Here is a 15,286-nt window from a genome sequence, read left to right as displayed (position 1 = left end):
GAAGGAGGTCCGATGAGTGAGAGTAACCGCGCGACGGTTGAGCTATTGACGGCTCAAGACGTCGGGCGAACTATCGCACGCATCGCGCACCAGATTATTGAGAAGACGGCGCTGGACACTGAGTCGTCTGCCAAAGTCATGCTGCTGGGTATTCCGTCGGGGGGTGTGCCCTTAGCGCAGCGCATAGCGGACGCGGTTGAAGAGTTCAGCGGGGTCACGGTGCCGGTAGGCAGCCTGGATGTGACGCTGTACCGCGACGACTTGCGCGATAAGCCCCACCGCGCGCTGCGGCCGACGAACATTCCGGGCGACATCAACGGCGCGACCGTCATCTTGGTGGACGACGTGCTGTATTCCGGGCGCACCATCCGCGCGGCGCTGGACAGCTTGCGCGATATCGGCCGCCCCCAGGTGATCCAGCTGGCAGTGTTGGTGGACCGCGGTCACCGCGAGTTGCCCATTAGGGCGGATTACGTGGGCAAGAACATCCCCACCGCGAAAACCGAGGATGTGACCGTGAGCCTCACGCCTATCGACGATTGCGATGGCGTCACCCTGACCAAGGAGGCGGAGTAGATGAAGCACCTGATCAGCATTCAAGACTTGACCCGCGAAGAAATTGTGGGCCTGATGGATGAGGCCGACCGCTTCCGCGAGGCGCTGGACGGCCGCGAGATCAAGAAGTTGCCCACGCTGCGCGGGCGCACCATCTTCACCCTGTTCTACGAGAACTCCACGCGCACCCGCTCCAGCTTTGAAACCGCGGGCAAGTGGATGAGCGCGGACGTGATCAACGTCGCCGCATCTAGCTCCAGCGTGAAGAAGGGCGAGAGCCTAAAGGACACGGCGGCGACGCTGGCTGCGGTGGGCGCGGACGCGATTGTGATGCGCCACCCGGCCTCCGGCGCGCCGAACCTGCTGCGCCAGTGGCTGCCTGAAACCAGCATCATCAACGCGGGCGACGGCCAGCACCAGCACCCCACCCAGGCGCTGCTGGATGCCGTGACCATGCGCCAGCACATCGGCGATGTGGCGGGCAAGCACGTGATCCTGGTGGGCGATATCCTGCACTCCCGCGTGGCGCGCTCCAACGTTGACCTGCTCAGCGCGCTCGGCGCGCGCGTGACCCTAGTCGCCCCGCCAACGCTCATGCCAACCGGGGTGGAGCACTGGCCGTGCGAGACCACGCACGACTTTGACGCGGCGATTGAGCAGCAGCCGGATGTGGTCATGATGCTTCGCGTGCAGGCGGAGCGCATGCACGGCGGTTTCTTCCCGTCCCACCGCGAGTACGCCACGCTGTTCGGGCTCTCCGCCGCGCGGGCGGAGAGGCTGCGGGAGGACGCGCTGATTATGCACCCCGGCCCGATGCTGCGCGGCATGGAAATCAACTTCGACGTGGCCGACCGCCCTAACACGGTAGTGCTGGGCCAGGTATCCAACGGCGTGTACACCCGCATGGCCGTGCTGTTTACGCTGCTGGCAAGCGGCGAGGAAGGAGCGCGCGCATGAGCACGCTAGCGCTGAACAACGTCCGCCCGTACGGCGAGGACGTGACCAACATCCTCATCGATGTCGACGGCGGTGTGATCGAATCCATCGGCGCAGAGCCATTCGCCGATGCTGACACTGTCCTTGACTGCGGGGGTAACATCCTCCTGCCGGGCCTGGTGGACATGCACGTGCACCTGCGCGAGCCGGGTCGCGAGGACACCGAGACCATTGCCACCGGCTCCGACGCCGCGGCCAAGGGCGGCTTCACCGCCGTGTTCACCATGGCGAACACCCAGCCGGTGATTGATCAGCCGTTCCTGGCGGAAGCGGTGTGGAACAAGGGGCAGGAGTACGGCAAGTGCGACGTGTACCCGGTCGGCTCCATCACTCAGGGGCTCGCAGGCGAACAGCTCACTGAGATCGGGCTGATGTCCCGCAGCCACGTGCGCATGTTCTCCGACGACGGGCGCTGTGTAAATGACCCGCAGCTCATGCGCCGCGCCATCGAGTACGCCAAGGCGTACGACGTCATCTTGGCCCAGCACGCCGAGGACCACCGCATGACCGCGGATGCCTGCGCCCACGAGGGCGAGACCGCGGCCAAGCTGGGCTTGCGCGGCTGGCCGCGCGTGGCGGAAGAATCCATCGTGGCGCGCGACGCGATCATGACCCGCGACTATGGCGGGCGCTACCACCTCTGCCACGCCTCCACCGAGGGCACCGTCGAGCTCCTGCGCTGGGCGAAGGGCCAGGGCATCGAGATCACGGCCGAGGTCACCCCGCACCACTTGCTGCTTACCGACGACTGCTTGAACACCTACGACGGCAACTACCGCGTCAACCCGCCGCTGCGCGAGGCCCGCGACACCGTGGCGCTGCGCGACGCGCTGCTCGACGGCACCATTGATGTTGTGGCCACCGATCACGCCCCGCACGGCTCCGAGGACAAGTGCGTGGAGTTCGAGCACGCGAAGCCCGGCATGCTGGGCCTGGAGACCTCGCTGGCCGTCGTCGCCCAGGTTTTCGTCCAGTCGGGGCTAGCGGACTGGCGCTTCGTTGCCAAGGTTATGAGTGAACGCCCGGCGGAGATCCTCCGCCTGGAGGACCAGGGCCGCCCGATCGCTGTAGGCGAGCCGGCCAACCTGACCTTGGTGAACCCGGATGCGACGTGGGTTGTCCACGGCAAAGAACTGCAATCCAAAGCATCCAACACCCCGTACGAGGAGATGGCGTTCAACGCGAAAATCGTGGCCACCTGGCTGCGCGGCACGACCACATACATGGAAAAGGACTTCTAATGAGCAACCACCGCATCCCTGCCGTGCTGGTCTTGGCCGACGGCACCGAATTCCCCGGCTTCGCAATCGGTGCGGGCAGCACCGGCGCTGAGGCCGGCACTGAGGCTGGCGCTGAGGAGATCGAAGGCACCTGCACCCACACCGTCGACATGTTCGGCTACCAGCGAGAGATGACCTCGCCGGAGCGTGAGGGCCAGATCCTGGTCTTCGCCGCACCCCAAATTGGCAACGTGGGCTGGAATAGCGAGGACAGCTCGGGCGATGGGTCGATTACTCCCGCGGCGGTGGTCGTGCGCGATGTCTCGCGCATCCCTTCGAATTTCCGCTCGCAGCGCAGCCTCGAAGAAGAGCTGCGCAACCAAGGCGTGACCGGCATCCGCGGCGTGGACACCCGCAAACTGGTCCGCCACCTTTCCAAGACCGGCCCCCAACAGGCCACCATCCAGATCCAGGAGGCCAAATAAATGAAGCGCGACGATCTCAACCACGTCATGGTAATCGGCTCCGGCCCGATCGTCATTGGCCAGGCCTGCGAGTTCGACTACTCCGGCACCCAGGCATGCCGCGTGCTCAAAGAAGAAGGCATCCGGGTCACGCTGGTCAATTCCAACCCGGCGACGATTATGACGGACCCGGAGTTCGCGGACGCCACCTACGTCGAGCCGATTGAGCCCGGGTACATCGACAAGATCCTCGCCCGCGAGGCTGAGAAGGGTCACCCGGTGGACGCGATCCTGCCGACTCTCGGCGGCCAGACGGCGTTGAACACCGCGATCAAGCTGGACCGCATGGGCATCCTGGCCAAGCACGGCGTGGAACTCATCGGCGCGGACATCGACGCGATCGAGCGGGGCGAGGACCGCCAGAAGTTCAAGGACATTGTGGAGAAGGTCGGCGGCGAGTCTGCCCGCTCCCGCGTCTGCTACACCATGGAGGAGATTGAAGAGACCGTCGCGGAGCTCGGCTTCCCCTGCGTCGTGCGTCCCTCGTTCACCATGGGCGGCCTCGGCTCCGGTCTGGCCTACAACATGGATGACCTGCACCGCATCGCGGGCGACGGCCTCGCCGCCAGCCCCGAGGCGAACGTCCTGATCGAGGAATCCATCCTCGGGTGGAAGGAAATGGAGCTCGAGCTCGTCCGCGACAAGGACGACAACTGCATCACCATCGCCACCATTGAGAACGTGGATGCGATGGGCGTGCACACCGGTGATTCCGTCACCGTGGCCCCGGTGCTGACCATGACCGAGCCGGAAGTGACCAAGATGATCGAGCAGGGCAAGGCGATCATCCGCGAAGTGGGTGTGAAGACCGGCGGCTGCAACCTGCAGTTCGCCATCAATCCCGAAGACGGCCGCATGATCGTCATCGAAATGAACCCGCGCGTCTCCCGCTCCTCAGCGTTGGCATCGAAGGCCACCGGCTACCCGATCGCGAAAGTAGCTGTGCGCCTGGCCATCGGCTACACCCTCGACGAGATTGCCAACGACATCACCGGAGGCGAGCTCACCGCGCTGAGCGAGCCGACGCTGGACTATGTCATTGCCAAGATGCCGCGCTTCGCGTTCGAGAAGTTCCCGGGTTCAGATGAGACGCTGGGCACTTCCATGAAGGCCGTCGGCGAAGCGATGGGCATCGGCCGCAACTACATCCAGAGCCTGAACAAGGTCATGCGCTCTATGGAGGACAAGCCGAGCGGTTTCTGGACCAAGCCGGACGAGTACCTTGCCGGCGAGCGCGCCACCGATGTCGCCGCGGTGCTCGAGGACCTGAAGGTTCCCACCGACAAGCGCATGTACGACGTTGAGCTTGCGCTGCGCCTAGGTGCCAGCATCGACGAGGTTTACCGTGACTCCGGGATCGACCCGTGGTTCCTCGCCGAGGTGGAGGCGCTGGTGGAATTCAGGCAGGTGCTTATCGACGCTCCCGTCCTCGACGCTGAGCTCTTGCGCGAGGCGAAGGCGTACGGTCTGTCCGATGCCCAGATCGCGGCGCTGCGCCCGGAGCTGGCCGGTGAGGACGGCGTACGTACGCTGCGTTGGTCGCTGGGCATCCACCCGACCTACAAGACGGTGGACACCTGCGCCGGCGAGGTCGAGGCGACAACCCCGTACCTGTACTCCGCCTACGAGCTGGATCCCGATGCTGAGAGCGAGGAGGGGCTGACCAGCGACGGTACGAAGGACAAGGTCATTATCCTCGGCTCCGGCCCGAACCGTATCGGCCAGGGCATCGAGTTCGACTACTCCTGCGTGCACGCGGCGCTGGAGCTTTCCCGCGTTGGGTATGAGACGGTCATGGTCAACTGCAACCCGGAAACCGTCTCCACCGACTACGACACGGCCGATCGTCTTTACTTCGAGCCGCTGACGTTCGAAGACGTGATGGAGATCTACCGCGCCGAGAGCGCGACCGGCAATGTCGCGGGCGTGATCGTGCAGCTTGGCGGCCAAACGCCGCTGGGTCTTGCGCAGAAGCTCGCCGATGCCGGCGTGCCGGTGGTGGGCACCACCCCGGAGGCGATCGACATGGCCGAAGACCGCGGCGAGTTCGGCAAGGTGCTCGACGCCGCTGAGCTGCCGGCCCCGGCCTACGGCACCGCAACTTCCTTCGAGGAGGCCCGCAAGGTGGCGGCCGGCATTGGTTACCCGGTGCTAGTTCGCCCGTCGTACGTGCTCGGCGGGCGCGGCATGGAGATCGTCTACGACGAGGACAGCCTGCACGACTACATCGACCGCGCGACCGAGCTCTCGCCGGATCACCCGGTGCTGGTGGACCGCTTCCTGGATTCCGCAATCGAGATCGATGTGGACGTGCTCTGCGATGGGGAGCAGGTTTACCTCGGCGGCGTGATGGAGCACATCGAGGAGGCCGGCATCCACTCCGGTGACTCCGCCTGCGCGCTGCCGCCGATGACGCTCGGTCCGGACGACATCGACAAGGTGCGTCGCTCCGCCGAGGCGCTGGCGCACGGCATCGGAGTGAAAGGCCTGATGAACGTCCAGTTCGCGCTGAAGGACGACATTTTGTACGTCATCGAGGCGAACCCGCGCGCGTCTCGCACCGTGCCGTTCGTGTCCAAGGCGACTGGCGTGCACCTGGCCAAGGCGGCGAGCCGCGTGATGATGGGGGCGACGATCGATGAGCTCAAGGCGGAGGGGCTTATCCCGAGCGCCTACGACGGCGGCTCCCTGCCACTCGAGCACCCGATCGCGGTCAAGGAGGCTGTGCTGCCGTTCAGCCGTTTCCGCACCGCCCAGGGCAAGGTTCTGGATACCATCTTGGGCCCAGAGATGAAATCCACCGGTGAGGTCATGGGCCTCGCCCCGTCGTTCGGTGTGGCTTTCGCCAAGGCTGAGGCAGCGGCGTTTGGTGAGCTGCCGACGGAGGGCACCGTGTTCGTCTCCGTGGCTAACCGCGACAAGCGCACGCTGATCTTCCCCATTCAGCGTCTGTACACCATGGGCTTCAACGTGGTTGCTACGGCGGGTACTGCGCAGATGCTGCGCCGCAACGGCATCGAGTGCGAGACCGTGTTGAAGGCCTCCGAGGTCCGCGATGGTGCCGACGGCAAGAGCATCGTCGACCGCATCACCGACGGCGAGATTGACCTGATCCTGAACACTCCGGCCGGCTCCGCCGGTGCGCGTCACGACGGTTACGACATTCGTGCCGCGGCAGTGGCGGCGGGTGTGCCGATCATGACCACGGTGCAGGGCGTGACCGCCGCCGTGCAGGGCATTGAGGCGCTGCGCGGCAACGAGGTCACCGTGACCAGCCTCCAGGAGCTCGACCACACGGGTGAGCAGTAATGGCGGCGAGCTTCGGTGAGCGTCTGATTGCCGCGGGTGAGCAGCGCCGCAGGCTGTGCGTGGGCATCGACCCGCACGCCAAGCTGCTGACCCAATGGGGCCTGCCGGATTCTGCGGACGGTGTACGCACTTTCGCGCTGACGTGCGTGGAGGCGTTCGCGGACGTTGTTGCGGTGGTGAAGCCCCAGGTGGCGTTTTTCGAGCGCTTCGGATCCCAGGGGTTCGCGGTGCTGGAGGAGACGCTCGCGGCGTTGCGCGAGACCGGCACGCTGAGCATTGCTGACGCAAAGCGCGGCGACATCGGATCCACCATGGCCGGATACGCCGCGGCGTGGCTCGCGCCGGGGTCCCCGCTCGAGGCTGATGCGGTGACGCTTACGCCGTACCTCGGCGTCGGCTCGCTCGCGCCCGCGGTGGAGCTGGCGGCCGAGCATGGCAAGGGCGTGTTTGTGATGGCCGCCAACTCTAACCCGGAGGCTGTGGAGTTCCAATCGGCTACGCTGGGCGTGCCGGAGGCGCCGACCGTTGCACAGTTCATGGTGGACGAGTGCGCGGCGCTAAATGCGCAGTTCGGGGCTTCGCATGTGGGCGTTGTGGTGGGAGCTACCGTCGATAAGCACCTTGCCCTGGATGAGCTTTCGGGGCCGGTGCTGATGCCCGGTGTCGGCGCGCAGGGGGCGACGTTTGAGGACGCGGATCGCCTCGGCGGGTCACGAACCGAGCTAGTGTTTCCGAGTGTGTCCCGGTCCGTGCTGGCGCATGGGCCCGGGGTGGCTGAGCTGCGGAAACAGGCGGAAGAGCTCGCTGGCCAGCGCCTTTCCGGCGGGTCTATTTAGGCCGAGGGAAAAACCCTGGTAGTTTAGTCCCGTCGACCCGTTGACGTGGCTAAATGCCAGTTGCGTCAGCGCGGCAGCACTTTCGCAGTGCTACACTTGGCCGAAGCCTCGAAGTTGCAACGGTGCAATTCTCGTCGGGTACATTCTGGCGGTACCGCTGCAGCGGTCTGGGGACGGTCGATGCTAAGACTTGAAGACCGAACCGAACTACTACTTTTTGGAGGAATCCGTGGCACTTCCACAGTTGACCGATGAGCAGCGCAAGGCAGCACTGGAGAAGGCGGCTGAGGCCCGTAAGCAGCGCGCAGAGCTCAAGGCGTCCCTGAAGCGCGGCGAGACCACCCTGAAGGATGTCCTGGACAAGGCTGACACCGATGAGATCGTCGGCAAGACCAAGGTCTCCGCTCTTCTTGAGGCTATGCCGAAGGTGGGCAAGGTGAAGGCTCGCGAGATCATGGAAGAGCTCGAGATCGCTCAGACCCGTCGTCTGCGCGGCCTGGGTGACCGTCAGCGTCGCGCTCTGCTGGAGCGCTTCGGCTACTCCGAGGACTAAACCGTGGCAGAGGACACGTCCCGCGGCCGGCTTGTTGTTCTTGCGGGCCCGTCTGCGGTGGGGAAATCCACCGTGGTGCAGCGCCTGCGCAGCGACGTGCCGGATCTCTATTTCTCCGTGTCCATGACCACCCGCGCCCCGCGGCCTGGTGAGGTGGACGGCAGGGATTACTTCTTTGTCTCGCCCGCACAGTTCCAGGACCGGATTGATGCGGGGGAGATGTTGGAGTGGGCCGACATTCACGGTGGCCTGCAGCGCTCCGGCACTCCCGCCGGCCCGATCCGTGAGGCGCTTGCCGCAGGGCAACCCGTCCTGGTGGAGGTCGATCTTGAGGGTGCACGCAACATCAAGCGCCTGATGCCGGAGGCTGCCACCGTGTTCTTGGCGCCGCCGTCGTGGGAGATTTTGGTGCAACGGCTGACCGGCCGCGGTACCGAGACGGAGGATGTGATTGCGCGCCGGCTTGAGACGGCCCGCGAAGAGCTGAACGCGCAGGGCGAGTTTGACAGCGTTGTGGTGAACGACGATGTGGAGCGTGCCGTGGCCGCGATCGCGGAGATTCTCAAGAACCAATAACCAAATCGAGCGTTAGACGAGTAGGAATTAAGTGAGCAACGTAACCGACGATCTGTCGCAGACCACCGCCGAGGCCCCGGAGGCGGCGCAGGAGCGCGTCTACGATGAGCCGGAGGGCATTACCGCACCCCCGATCGATGAGCTGCTGACCAAGGTTTCGTCGAAGTACGCCCTGGTCATCTTCGCAGCTAAGCGCGCTCGCCAGATCAACAGCTTCTACCAGAACTCGGACGAGGGTGTCTTTGAGTTCATCGGCCCGCTGGTTAACCCGGAGCCGGGCGAGAAGCCCCTCTCCATCGCGCTTCGCGAGATCCAGGCGGGCCTCCTCGAGCACGAAGAAGGCCGCTAAGCCTGCATCTGCTTCACCGCGCGCTTGCGCGCGGAACGACGGCGCTGTACCGGCGCGGTGTGCGTACACTTGGCCTCTATGACTCTGTCTGAGACCAAGGGAGACACCACTGCCGAGTACAGCGTCGTCGTTGGCGTTAGTGGGGGAATTGCGGCATACAAGGCGTGCCATGTGGTGCGCGACTTCAAAGAGCAGGGCTGCGACGTGCGAGTCGTGCCCACCCCGAATGCATTGGAGTTTGTGGGTGCCGCGACGTTTGAGGCACTTTCCGGCAACCCGGTAGACACTGGCGTGTTCACGCGCGTGGATGAAGTGCAGCACGTCCGTGTTGGCCAAGAGGCTGACCTTGTGGTGATCGCCCCGGCGACAGCGGATGTAATGGCCCGGATCGCGGCGGGGCGGGCGGATGACCTGTTGACAGCCACAGTGCTGGTTGCCACTTGCCCGGTGGTGGTCGCCCCAGCGATGCATACAGAGATGTGGAACAACCCGGCGACGCAGGCGAACGTGGCAACGCTGCGCTCGCGCGGCATCACTGTGTTGGAACCCGCGCACGGGCGTCTGACCGGCAAGGACTCTGGCCCTGGCCGGATGCTGGAACCAGCGCAAATTGCGGATCTGGCTCGCACGGTGGCGGAGACTGGCGCGTTCGGCCGGGGACTTGAAGGTAAGCGTGTGCTCATCAGCGCGGGCGGAACGCAGGAGAACATTGATCCTGTCCGCTACATCGGCAACCGCTCGTCCGGACGGCAGGGGTTTGCCCTTGGCGAGGTTGCGGCGCAGCGGGGCGCAAAGGTCACCATTGTCGCTGGTGCTGTGGACGAGCTGGAAACACCGGCCGGGGCGGAGATTGTGCGGGTGCGCTCCGCACGCGAGATGCAGGACGCGATGCTGGAGCGGGTGGGGGATGCGGACGTGGTCATCATGGCGGCCGCGGTTGCGGACTACCGGCCGGAGCACGAGGCCGACTCCAAGCTGAAGAAGGGCATCGCGGACGACGATTTGTCCACCGTGCGGTTGGTGGAGAACCCGGACATTTTGAAATCGATCGTCGAAAAGCGGGATGCGGGGGAGACGGACGCGGTGATTGTGGGGTTCGCGGCGGAGACAGACAAGCCCCTGGAGTACGGGCGCGCGAAGCTGGAGCGTAAGGGGGCGGACCTGCTGATGGTGAATTCTGTTGCCGGCGGCAAGGTCTTCGGCGAAGCGAGGAACCAAGGTTGGATCCTTGGCGCGGACGGGTCCACGGTTGAGGTGGAGGACGGATCGAAGCAGGTTGTAGCGGTGCGGATTCTGGATGCGGTGGAGGCGCTAGGCGGTGGCGAGGTCGTCTCATTGCCAAGTTAGACAGCTTGGTCTATTGTGGAAGCATCCAATCAGCAAAATCCTGAAAGTGTGAGACTGCTTTGTCTGTAACCCCCGTATCTGATGCCTCCGTGGGCTCGTACTACCGCCTGTTTACCAGCGAGTCCGTCACCGAGGGCCACCCGGACAAGATCTGCGACGCGATCTCTGACTCCATCCTGGACGACATGCTCTCGCAGGACCCGGCCTCCCATGTGGCGGTGGAGACGCTGGTGACCACGGGTCAGGTGCACGTGGTGGGTGAAGTACGCACGGAGGCGTACTCCAACATCGCCAAGATTGTGCGCGACAAGCTGGTGCAGATCGGCTTCACGTCCTCCGAGGTGGGCTTTGACGGCGCGACGTGCGGCGTGAACGTGGCAATCGGTGACCAGTCCGAGGAGATTTCGCAGGGCGTCACCCAGTCGCAGGAGGCCCGCGCCAACGCGGAGGTGGAGGACGTGGAGCAGTCCGGCGCCGGTGACCAAGGCCTCATGTTCGGCTACGCCACAAACGAAACCCCGGAATACATGCCGCTGCCGATCTCTACCGCGCACCGTCTGTCTCGGCGCCTGTCCCAGGTGCGCCACGACGGGATTGTGACTGGCCTGCGCCCGGACGGCAAGACACAGGTGACGTTCGCATACGACGGTGAGACCCCGGTCCACCTGGACACGGTGGTGATTTCCACCCAGCACGACCCCGACTTCACGGGTGAGGCGCTGGAAAACGCGCTGCGTACCGAGGTGCTGGAGTGGGTGATCCGCGATGCCGGCCTGGAGCGCTTCTACAACGAGGACACGAAGCTGCTGGTTAATCCGTCCGGCTCCTTCGTCGTCGGCGGCCCGATGGGTGACGCGGGCCTGACCGGCCGCAAGATCATCGTGGACACGTACGGCGGCATGGCCCGCCACGGCGGCGGTGCGTTCTCCGGCAAAGACCCCTCAAAGGTGGACCGCTCCGCAGCGTACGCAATGCGGTGGGTGGCCAAGAACATCGTGGCCGCAGGCCTTGCGGACCGCGTTGAGGTGCAGGTGGCGTACGCCATCGGCCGCGCGAACCCGGTGGGTCTGTATGTAGAGACCTTCGGCACCGCGGCTGAGGGGCAGACGAACGAGTCCATCCAGCAGGCCGTGGAGAAGGTTTTCGACCTGCGCCCGGACGCGATCATCCGCGAGCTGGACCTGCGCCGCCCGATCTACGCGCAGACTGCGGCTTACGGCCACTTCGGCCGCACCGACGTTGACCTGCCGTGGGAGCGGCTGAACAAGGTCGACGACCTGAAGGCTGCGGCGGGCGTCTAGCGCTCGGGGTCTTCCTCGCGCCACTGCGCTTTCGCCCGCTCGGACTTGCGGTGATTGCGCAGGGCAATGATGCCGACGATGATGCCCATAAGCACGGGCAGCCAGATTTCGGCGTACTCCAAAAGCCACGCTACCCAGTCCGGCAGGTCGGGCAGAGTGATGTCGGGGAAATTCCAGTTGGGGAGCGGGAGCTCCACCTGAGGCAGATCGGGCGTAGGCAACTCAACGTGGGGCGGGCGTAGCGGCGGCAGCTCCCAGTCCGGCAGCAGATCGAGCAGGCGGCTGATCAGCCGGGCCAGGACCGGCGCGAGAAAGAGCCCAAGGAGGGCGAACCCGCCCTTGCTCAAGCCCTCCGCCATCGGGATCATCGTGCGGCGAAATGCGCTCTTCTGCATCATCTCGTGCCGGCGCGCGCCGCGGGATCCGGCAGGCGGCTCGAACTCCACGATCGTCGGGCCCTCGCGAAATTCGATCTGCAAGATCTCTTTGAACGGGCTCATCGAAATCTTTAGGTGGGGTTTCGCACGGTCCGTGCTCAGACTCACCATTGGGACAAGCCTGTCGGTGCCGCCCCCAAGGAGCTTCCCGTGTCCGAAGAGCGGCACCCTTGCGCTCTCCACGTTTTCGTAGCGCGCTTGCGGCTGCCCGTTCACGCTGACTTCGAGTCGCACCGGTGGGTTGGTCATCCGGCCTTTGACGCGGGTGCGTATCGACGCTTCCCCTGTAAGCCACTCGGCTTCGTCCTCGCCTGCAGGGGGCTCAGCGGGGTCGGAGGGCCAATCGTCGTAAAGCAAGCGAAAGTCCCGGTCGAAGCCGGAGCGGACCTCGATGAGGCCGTACTGCGGGTGGTTGAGCTCCCAGCGTTCCATGCGTTACGCAGCCTGCTTGGTGCGGTTGAGCCGGGTGCGGTTGAGTTGGGAGCCGGCGAGCATGGCGAGCCAAGCGGTTGCGACGCAGCCGATGAGGTAGAGGAAGGTGCCGTCGTTGAAGTACAGCGCTTTGGCTACCCAGAACCCGACGCCGGCCAGAATGGGGAGGGAAGCGGTGGTGCGGAACGTAGCGCCGTCGACAAACCCGGCCACCGCTGCGACACCGAAAATGAACGCGATGATGGGCACGACGGCGCTATCACCCCCGCCGAACGCTGGGATGAGGAGCCACGGGCCGAAAATGTAGGCGACGAGCATGGCAATTGGGGTGGCGTATTGCCACCCGCTGCGGCCCTGGGGCGCCGACGCTTCGCTCATGGTGCCACGGTAGCAGTTGATTTGGACGGGTTAGCGGCGTGTGTACACCGTGCCGGCCTGCGGGTTCGGGATCAACTTGTCCAAGCTCACTGGGCGGAGGCCCTTTGCACGCAGCCCGTCGATGACGCAGGGCACCGCATCCACGGTGGGCTTGTGAATATCGTGCATGAGGATGACCGAACCGGGCTTAGACCCCTCCACCGCGAGCGTGCAGGTCTTGTCAGGGTTGCGGTGCTTCCAATCGCTGGTGTCTACGTCCCAGATCGCCACCGCCAGGCCGCGGTTGCCGGAGGCCGCGACTACGCGCGAGTCATACTCGCCGTAGGCCGGGCGCATCCAGTGCGGGGTTTGGCCCGTGGTGTTTTCGATGGCGCGGTTCGTGTCGTCGAGCTGTTTTCCGATTGCGTCCTCGTTGAGCTTGGGCAGGTGCGGGTGGGTGTACGTGTGGTTGCCAATGGTGTGGCCCTCATCCCGCATGCGCTGCATGATCTTCGGGTTGGCGTTAGCGTTGCCGCCGACGACGAAGAAGGTGGCCTGCGCGTTCTTTTCCTTCAGGATGTCGAGCAGGGTGTCTGTGATGGCCACCGGGCCGTCGTCGAACGTGATGGCCACGCAGTTCACGCACAGGTCCGGCACCGGCTCAGCTGGGCGCTCCACTCCCACTTCCGGCGCCGGCGGCGGCGCCGGCTGAGGGGCGGGCTCTGCCGGCCGCAGCTCGCGCGGGATGGCGCCGCGGAGCTGTGGAGGCAGGGCCTGGAAGCCCTGGCGCCACGCGTTGTGCACCGCGTCCGAACTCGTGGAGGAAAACTGTCCGACGCGCGACAGGGCCGCAGCAGGCTGCGCCACGGGTACCAGGAGTGCGAGCGAGCACAGCGCAGCGGCTGCAGCTTGAGCGACGCGGTTCATGTCCGGACAGGCTCCGATGGTGTGGAAGAGGCGGAAGGAGTTATCGCTTGCAGTATGCTCCCCGCGGCTGGGGAAAGCGAGTCTTAGGTTCCCTTCACGTTGAGGACCTGGCGAAGCTTGTGCTTGACCTCGATCAAGTCCGCGCTATCCGCAATTACTTGGTCGATCTCCTTGTATGCGTCCGGGATCTCGTCCACCCACTCTTCACCCGGACGGTACACAATGCCCTGCATGCGCGCGTCCAGATCGTCCGCCGTGAAGCGTTTTCGCGCTTCCGTGCGCGAGTAGCGGCGGCCAGCGCCGTGGGGTGCGGACCGCAGCGCCGGCGGGTACGCCTTGCCGGCGACAACGTAGGATGCCGTACCCATCGACCCCGGGATGAGCGCCAGCTGGCCCTCTTCCGCGCGGACGGCGCCTTTCCGCGTCAACCACACCTGTTTGCCGTAGTGCTCCTCCTCAACGGTGTAGTTGTGGTGGCAGTTCACCCGCTCCACAATCTCCACCTCCGTGCCCATCCACTCGGCCAGGCAGGTTGCGAAGCGGTCCAGCATTTCCTCCCGGTTGAGGTAGGCGAAGCGCTGCGCCCATGCCAGCTCGGCGATGTAGCTGTCGAACTCCGGGGTGCCCTCCACCAGGTACGCCAAATCCGGATCCGGGATGGGGATCCAGTTGCGCACCACGTACTCCTGCGCGGCCGCGATGTGTTTCTGCGCGATGCGGTTGCCCACGCCGCGGGAACCCGAGTGGAGGAACATCCACACCCGATCCTCCTCATCCAGGCACAGCTCGATGAAGTGGTTGCCTCCGCCCAATGAGCCCAGCTGCTGCCGCCAGTTCTTGGAGTGGGAAAGGTCCACGGAGGTGTCGTCGGCAAGCAATGCAAGCTCCTTGCAGCGCTCCGCGGCGGTGCCTTCGATGTGCCAGTCGTTGTAGTTGCCGGGGGAGAGCGGGATGGCGCGCTCGATGGCGTCGCGCAGCGCCTCAAGTTGCTTGCCCTCAAGGTCGGCGGCGGTGAACTGCGTGCGGGCACCGATCATGCCGCAGCCGATGTCCACGCCGACGGCGGCGGGGATGACGGCACCGATGGTGCCGAAGACGGTGCCCACCGATGAGCCCATGCCGAAGTGCGCGTCCGGCATGAGGGCCACGTGGGGGTGCACGAAGGGCATGGAAGCCGTGTTCTGGGCTTGCGCCAGGGTGTTGTCGTCCACCTCGGACGCGAAGTTGATCACGGCCGGGGTGTGTGCTGCGATGGCTGCAATTGCCTCGCGCGTGCGCGCGGCGGCCTTCTTGCTGGCTTTGCCGCTGCGCCGTGGGGCTCGCATTGGAATCTCCTTTGGGGGTCAGGCTGTACCCGCGGCGGAAACGAAAAACGCCTCCACCGCAGTTGGTGTGAGGCGTCCGAGTTGCCGGTAAGTCTAGCTGATGCTGACCCTCCCGCACCCGAACGCGCGTATGCCAAATTGCGCATGCAGTAGTTGCTGCTTCAACTGCTGATTTCCGCGCATCGGATGTGTCCTTCGGGTGTAGGTTCGGCGACTTTTCAAGCCGGAGCCGAACCTAGCAG

15 protein-coding genes are annotated in these 15,286 nt (G+C 65.0%); 11 read left to right on the top strand and 4 right to left on the bottom strand.

Features of this window, described 5'->3' with window-relative positions:
• The first annotated feature begins 12 nt into the window (after positions 1-12).
• The 11 genes from pyrR (at position 13) to metK (ending at position 11,566) form a co-directional block, all read left to right on the top strand.
• Complete coding sequence (pyrR, locus tag JZY91_RS05880; protein WP_234948994.1) at positions 13-576, top strand: bifunctional pyr operon transcriptional regulator/uracil phosphoribosyltransferase PyrR; 564 nt, start codon at positions 13-15, stop codon at positions 574-576.
• Positions 577-1,512 (top strand): aspartate carbamoyltransferase catalytic subunit, encoded by a 936-nt coding sequence (locus JZY91_RS05875; RefSeq protein WP_234948993.1) that lies wholly within the window; start codon positions 577-579, stop codon positions 1,510-1,512. It abuts the gene before it with no gap.
• A complete protein-coding gene (locus JZY91_RS05870) occupies positions 1,509-2,792 on the top strand; it encodes a dihydroorotase (protein ID WP_234948992.1) in 1,284 nt (427 codons plus the stop codon). Before JZY91_RS05875 ends, JZY91_RS05870 begins: the two co-directional genes overlap by 4 nt.
• Complete coding sequence (locus JZY91_RS05865) at positions 2,792-3,256, top strand: carbamoyl-phosphate synthase domain-containing protein (protein ID WP_234948991.1); 465 nt, start codon at positions 2,792-2,794, stop codon at positions 3,254-3,256. The genes JZY91_RS05870 and JZY91_RS05865 overlap by 1 nt, the downstream gene beginning before the upstream one ends.
• Positions 3,257-6,604, top strand: coding sequence for a carbamoyl-phosphate synthase large subunit (gene carB, locus JZY91_RS05860; RefSeq protein WP_234948990.1), 3,348 nt, complete (start codon positions 3,257-3,259; stop codon positions 6,602-6,604). It abuts the gene before it with no gap.
• Complete coding sequence (gene pyrF, locus JZY91_RS05855) at positions 6,604-7,440, top strand: orotidine-5'-phosphate decarboxylase (protein ID WP_234948989.1); 837 nt, start codon at positions 6,604-6,606, stop codon at positions 7,438-7,440. The genes carB and pyrF overlap by 1 nt, the downstream gene beginning before the upstream one ends.
• Before the next feature lie 229 nt (positions 7,441-7,669).
• Positions 7,670-7,993 (top strand): integration host factor, actinobacterial type, encoded by a 324-nt coding sequence (gene mihF, locus JZY91_RS05850; protein ID WP_234948988.1) that lies wholly within the window; start codon positions 7,670-7,672, stop codon positions 7,991-7,993.
• A 3-nt stretch (positions 7,994-7,996) separates the two neighbouring features.
• Entirely contained in the window at positions 7,997-8,569 is a 573-nt protein-coding gene (gmk, locus tag JZY91_RS05845; RefSeq protein ID WP_234948987.1) for a guanylate kinase, read from the top strand.
• Positions 8,570-8,621: 52 nt separating this feature from the next.
• The gene (gene rpoZ, locus JZY91_RS05840) at positions 8,622-8,918 is read left to right on the top strand and encodes a DNA-directed RNA polymerase subunit omega (RefSeq protein ID WP_234949069.1); all 297 of its coding nucleotides are present in this window, start codon (positions 8,622-8,624) and stop codon (positions 8,916-8,918) included.
• Positions 8,919-8,996: 78 nt separating this feature from the next.
• The gene (gene coaBC / locus JZY91_RS05835; protein WP_234948986.1) at positions 8,997-10,265 is read left to right on the top strand and encodes a bifunctional phosphopantothenoylcysteine decarboxylase/phosphopantothenate--cysteine ligase CoaBC; all 1,269 of its coding nucleotides are present in this window, start codon (positions 8,997-8,999) and stop codon (positions 10,263-10,265) included.
• Between the two features lie 59 nt (positions 10,266-10,324).
• The gene (gene metK, locus JZY91_RS05830; protein ID WP_234948985.1) at positions 10,325-11,566 is read left to right on the top strand and encodes a methionine adenosyltransferase; all 1,242 of its coding nucleotides are present in this window, start codon (positions 10,325-10,327) and stop codon (positions 11,564-11,566) included.
• Here metK and JZY91_RS05825 read toward each other — a convergent pair.
• From JZY91_RS05825 to JZY91_RS05810, 4 genes are all read right to left on the bottom strand, one after another.
• A complete protein-coding gene (locus JZY91_RS05825) occupies positions 11,563-12,435 on the bottom strand; it encodes a hypothetical protein (RefSeq protein ID WP_234948984.1) in 873 nt (290 codons plus the stop codon). The genes metK and JZY91_RS05825 overlap by 4 nt on opposite strands.
• 3 nt (positions 12,436-12,438) lie before the next feature.
• Positions 12,439-12,813 (bottom strand): hypothetical protein, encoded by a 375-nt coding sequence (locus JZY91_RS05820; protein WP_234948983.1) that lies wholly within the window; start codon positions 12,811-12,813, stop codon positions 12,439-12,441.
• A gap of 30 nt (positions 12,814-12,843) precedes the next feature.
• On the bottom strand, positions 12,844-13,719 hold the full coding sequence (locus JZY91_RS05815) for a polysaccharide deacetylase family protein (protein WP_234948982.1): 876 nt from the start codon (positions 13,717-13,719) through the stop codon (positions 12,844-12,846).
• Between the two features lie 83 nt (positions 13,720-13,802).
• The gene (locus JZY91_RS05810; RefSeq protein WP_234948981.1) at positions 13,803-15,044 is read right to left on the bottom strand and encodes an RtcB family protein; all 1,242 of its coding nucleotides are present in this window, start codon (positions 15,042-15,044) and stop codon (positions 13,803-13,805) included.
• Between the last annotated feature and the right edge of the window lie 242 nt (positions 15,045-15,286).

The organism is Corynebacterium sp. CNCTC7651, assembly GCF_021496665.1.
GTDB lineage: Bacteria > Actinomycetota > Actinomycetes > Mycobacteriales > Mycobacteriaceae > Corynebacterium.
This window is presented reverse-complemented; position numbering and strand designations above follow the sequence as displayed.

Bases quoted from the DNA above. Each gene is read 5' to 3' on its own strand.
- pyrR (WP_234948994.1), top strand. From the start codon at position 13: ATGAGTGAGAGTAACCGCGCGACGGTTGAGCTATTGACGGCTCAAGAC.
- JZY91_RS05875 (WP_234948993.1), top strand. From the start codon at position 577: ATGAAGCACCTGATCAGCATTCAAGACTTGACCCGCGAAGAAATTGTG.
- JZY91_RS05870 (WP_234948992.1), top strand. From the start codon at position 1,509: ATGAGCACGCTAGCGCTGAACAACGTCCGCCCGTACGGCGAGGACGTG.
- JZY91_RS05865 (WP_234948991.1), top strand. From the start codon at position 2,792: ATGAGCAACCACCGCATCCCTGCCGTGCTGGTCTTGGCCGACGGCACC.
- carB (WP_234948990.1), top strand. From the start codon at position 3,257: ATGAAGCGCGACGATCTCAACCACGTCATGGTAATCGGCTCCGGCCCG.
- pyrF (WP_234948989.1), top strand. From the start codon at position 6,604: ATGGCGGCGAGCTTCGGTGAGCGTCTGATTGCCGCGGGTGAGCAGCGC.
- coaBC (WP_234948986.1), top strand. From the start codon at position 8,997: ATGACTCTGTCTGAGACCAAGGGAGACACCACTGCCGAGTACAGCGTC.
- JZY91_RS05825 (WP_234948984.1), bottom strand. From the start codon at position 12,435: ATGGAACGCTGGGAGCTCAACCACCCGCAGTACGGCCTCATCGAGGTC.
- JZY91_RS05820 (WP_234948983.1), bottom strand. From the start codon at position 12,813: ATGAGCGAAGCGTCGGCGCCCCAGGGCCGCAGCGGGTGGCAATACGCC.
- JZY91_RS05815 (WP_234948982.1), bottom strand. From the start codon at position 13,719: ATGAACCGCGTCGCTCAAGCTGCAGCCGCTGCGCTGTGCTCGCTCGCA.
- JZY91_RS05810 (WP_234948981.1), bottom strand. From the start codon at position 15,044: ATGCGAGCCCCACGGCGCAGCGGCAAAGCCAGCAAGAAGGCCGCCGCG.